Annotated in this window: 4 protein-coding genes; 2 read left to right on the top strand and 2 right to left on the bottom strand. The window is 64.6% G+C overall.

Annotation, left to right across the window (positions count from 1 at the left end):
* Positions 1–99: 99 nt before the first annotated feature.
* Positions 100–1,002, bottom strand: coding sequence for a LysR family transcriptional regulator (locus ACK41V_RS23425; RefSeq protein WP_409786050.1), 903 nt, complete (start codon positions 1,000–1,002; stop codon positions 100–102).
* Positions 1,003–1,156: 154 nt separating this feature from the next.
* Here ACK41V_RS23425 and ACK41V_RS23420 point away from each other — a divergent pair, with 154 nt between their 5' ends.
* Both ACK41V_RS23420 and ACK41V_RS23415 read left to right on the top strand, forming a co-directional pair.
* Positions 1,157–2,128, top strand: a complete 972-nt coding sequence (locus tag ACK41V_RS23420; protein WP_409786047.1) for a TerC family protein — start codon at positions 1,157–1,159, stop codon at positions 2,126–2,128.
* Between the two features lie 12 nt (positions 2,129–2,140).
* Positions 2,141–2,701 carry a DUF2062 domain-containing protein gene (locus ACK41V_RS23415; protein WP_409786044.1) on the top strand — a complete coding sequence of 187 codons (561 nt, stop codon included), beginning with the start codon at positions 2,141–2,143 and terminating at the stop codon, positions 2,699–2,701.
* Between the two features lie 90 nt (positions 2,702–2,791).
* On the opposite strand, the gene ACK41V_RS23410 is transcribed toward ACK41V_RS23415, so the two are convergent.
* Positions 2,792–3,514, bottom strand: a 723-nt coding sequence (locus tag ACK41V_RS23410) for a Bug family tripartite tricarboxylate transporter substrate binding protein (RefSeq protein WP_409786042.1), incomplete at its 5' end; no start/stop codon positions are given.

The following is a 3,514-nucleotide window of genomic DNA, read 5'->3' as shown; positions in this document are numbered from 1 at the left end:
GCATTTGACTCGCTTGGCACAACAGCCCGATTCAGTCCACTAACTTTATTGTTGCACTTGGACTTGAATCCGCCCTTTATGTATAAGCGCTAATAGCTATTAATTTAATAGCATTCCACCTTTCCCCGCCTCCAGCAGCCGCGTCAGCAGCGGGTGCATCACCTTGCGGGCGCTGTAGATCAGGTGGAACTGCTCCTGCACATCGGGCGTGGTGCCCACCTGCACCAGGCCGTGCGTCTGCGCCAGGTGGTCGCCCAGCGACACGGGCGCGGGCATCACGCCCATGCCGGTGGCGGCAAAGGTGCTGAGCAATGCGCTGTCTTCAAACTCGCCCGCAATGCGCGGGCGGATGCGTTCGCGCTCCAGCCAGTGGTCGATGCGCGCGCGCATGGCGGCGTGGTCGGTGGGCAGCAGCACGGGCACCACGGCCAGGCTGTGCGGGAAGTCCTTGGCGGCCGCCTCCGCCCACAGGGGTGGTGCGTACCAGGCGATGGCGCTGCTACCGAGCAACTGGCTGGTGGTGCGCAGGGCGCGGTTGGGCGGTGCGGCGCGGTCGGCCAGCACCGCGTCGAGCTTGTGCAGCGCCAGCTCGCCCAGCAGGGGCTGGAACTCGCCCTCGTGGCACAGCAGCCGCAGGTGGGGCTCGTCCAGCACGGGGGTCAGCAGCCGGTGCACGGCCAGCTTGGCAATGCCGTCCGAGATACCCAGGTTCAGCCGCAGCGTCTGTCCGGTGGCGGCTTCGCGCACGCGCACGGGCAGCAGCTCGCCCAGCGCAAAGATGTGGTCGGCCTCGTGCAGCGCGGCCACGCCCGCATCGGTCAGCACCAGGTTGCGGCCCTCGGTGCGCAGCAGGCTCACTCCCAGGGCCTTTTCCAGCTCGCGCACCTGGGCGCTGATGGTCTGCACGGCCATGTCCAGCCGCTCGGCGGCACGGGCAATGCCGCCCTCCTTGGCCACCACCCAGAAGTAGAAAAGATGGCGGTAATTGAAGCTCTGGCTCATGGGCGTCTTTCGGGGAGAAACAGGTTTAGTTCGTAAAAACCGAACCAATGCTATCAATATGACAGGTTTTTAAGAAAGACTCCCACCCCTACAGTGCGGGGCTGTTGCCGGGTGGGGCGCCCGGCCGAACGAATTCCCCTACGGAGAAAAACGCATGGAAACGATAGGAACCTGGTGGATGTGGGCGGGCTTTGCCGTCTTTGTGGTGGTGGCCATCGCGGTGGACCTGCTGGTGATGGAGCGCCAGGGCGCCCACCAGGTCACGATGAAAGAGGCCGTGCGCTGGAGCCTGCTGTGGTTTTCGCTGGCTTTCGTGTTTGTGGCCATCCTGTGGTGGTATCTGGATGGCAGCCAGGGCCGCGAGGTGGCCAACACGGTGTCGATGCAGTTCATCACCGGCTATCTGGTGGAAAAGAGCCTGTCCATCGACAACATCTTTGTCTTCCTGATGCTGTTCAGCTACTTCGCCGTGCCGCCCCAGTACCAAAAGCGCGCGCTCATCATCGGCATCATCGGCGCCATCGTGCTGCGCACGCTGCTGATCCTGGCGGGCGCCTGGTTGCTGGCCACCTTCCACTGGCTGCTGTACGTGTTCGGCGCGTTCCTGGTCATCACGGGCGCCAAGATGTGGTTCGCTGCCGGTAAGGAACCCGACATTGCGACCAACCCGGTGCTCAAGCTGCTCAAGAAGCGCATCCGCATCACCGACCAGTTCGATGGTGAAAAGCTCTCCACCATGATCAATGGCGTGAAGCACTACACCCCGCTGTTTGTGGTGCTGGTGCTCATCGGCACCACCGACATCATCTTTGCGGTGGACAGCATCCCCGCCATCTTTGCCATCACCAACGACCCGTTCATCGTGCTGACGGCCAACATCTTCGCCATCCTGGGCCTGCGTGCGCTGTACTTCCTGCTGGCGGACCTGGCCAACCGCTTCCATTTGCTGGCTTACGGCTTGGCCCTGGTGCTGGTGTTCATCGGCGGCAAGATGCTGCTCATCGACCTGGTGAAGATCCCGATCGGCTACGCGCTGCTGGTCACCGCTTCGCTGATTGCAGGGTCCATCGTGCTGTCGCTGCGCTCGTCGAGCGAAAGCGCTCCCGCATTGCCGCCCAAGGCTTGAGGGCTGACCACCATGCAAATGCTGTGCAGCCTGCGCCGTTGGCTCAGAGGGCTGGAGCCCCGCGTACGGGGCCACATGAACCGGCCCTGGCTGCTGCGGATGCTGCCCTGGCTGGAGCAGCGTGCGCTGTTCCGCTTTCAGCGCCAGCCGCTGGCCCGGGGCGTGGCCGTGGGCATGTTCTGCGGATTGATCCCGGGCCCGCTGCAACTGCCCGGCACCCTGCTGGCCTGCGCCTGGCTGCGGGGCAATGTGGTGGCCGGTGGCGTGGCCACGTTCTATACCAACCCGCTCACCACGGTGCCGCTGTACGCGCTGGCCTTCTACCTGGGCGCGTTGGTGATGCCCGGCGAGCAGATTCTTCCCGCCTGGGGCAGTGTGGCGCCGGGTGGCGATTTCTCCGTACAGGCGCTGGCTACCTGGATGCAGGCGCTGGGCACGCCACTGCTGGTGGGCCTGCCCACTTTGGGGCTGCTGCTGGCGGTGCTGGGCTATGCCACGGTGCAACTGCTGTGGCTGGCGCCCGCCCTGCAACGCAAGCGGCGGCTCGCGCGCTGCCGCTCAACAGCCGCCTGAAAAAGGGCGCGGTCCCATACCAGTGCCACCGTGGAACTGGCTTTGCCAGGCCACGGGTGGCGTCCCCCACCGGGGGAAGGCGACAAAGGGTTAGTCGAGTTTTATGCCCACCTTGGTGATCACCCGTCCCCACTTCTCGCGCTCGGCACGTGCAAAGCTCCCCATTTGCGCGGCGGTGCCGGGCATCGGCTCCACGCCCAGGGCTTGCAGGCGCGCCTTGGTGCGCGTGTCGGCCAGGGCGGTCTGAAGCGCTTTGCTGAAATTCGCCACGGCGTCTGCCGAGGTGCCGGTGGGGGCGACCAGGCCTTGCCACGCAAACCCTTCAAAACCCTGCAAGCCTTGTTCTGAAATCGTGGGGACATCCGGCATGGTGGGTACACGCTGAGGGCTGGCTACGCCAATGGCGCGGACCTTGTTGCCCGCCAGAAACGGGTACACCGTGGCGCTGTCGATCCACATGGCCGATACCTGCCCGCCGATCACGTCCTGAATCGCGGGGGCCGCTCCGCGGTACGGCACATGCGTGAGCTTGAGCCCGCTCTGCTCGCGGAACAGCTCGCCCACCAGGTGGTGCGGGCTGCCGGGGCCAGCCGATGCCCAGTTCACGCCATCCGGCATCCCCTTGGCCCAGGCCATGAACTCCTTGAGGTTCTTGGCGGGCACGTTGTTGGACACCACCAAAAACATGGGGAACCGCACCAGCAGGCCCACAGGCTGAAAGTCTTTTTCGGCGTTGTAGCTCAGCTTGCTGAACAAAAACGGGTTGGCCGCCAGCGTGGCGAAGTCGGCCGAGAAAATGAGGTTGCCGTAGTC

The sequence above is a fragment of the Acidovorax sp. genome (genome assembly GCF_046291265.1).
Classification (GTDB): domain Bacteria; phylum Pseudomonadota; class Gammaproteobacteria; order Burkholderiales; family Burkholderiaceae_C; genus Acidovorax.
Note: the sequence above shows the minus strand (reverse complement) of the source record. Positions and strands in the feature narration are given on the sequence as shown.

Coding starts and splice junctions, on each gene's coding strand:
- ACK41V_RS23425 (WP_409786050.1), bottom strand. CDS start 1,002: ATGAGCCAGAGCTTCAATTACCGCCATCTTTTCTACTTCTGGGTGGTG.
- ACK41V_RS23420 (WP_409786047.1), top strand. CDS start 1,157: ATGGAAACGATAGGAACCTGGTGGATGTGGGCGGGCTTTGCCGTCTTT.
- ACK41V_RS23415 (WP_409786044.1), top strand. CDS start 2,141: ATGCAAATGCTGTGCAGCCTGCGCCGTTGGCTCAGAGGGCTGGAGCCC.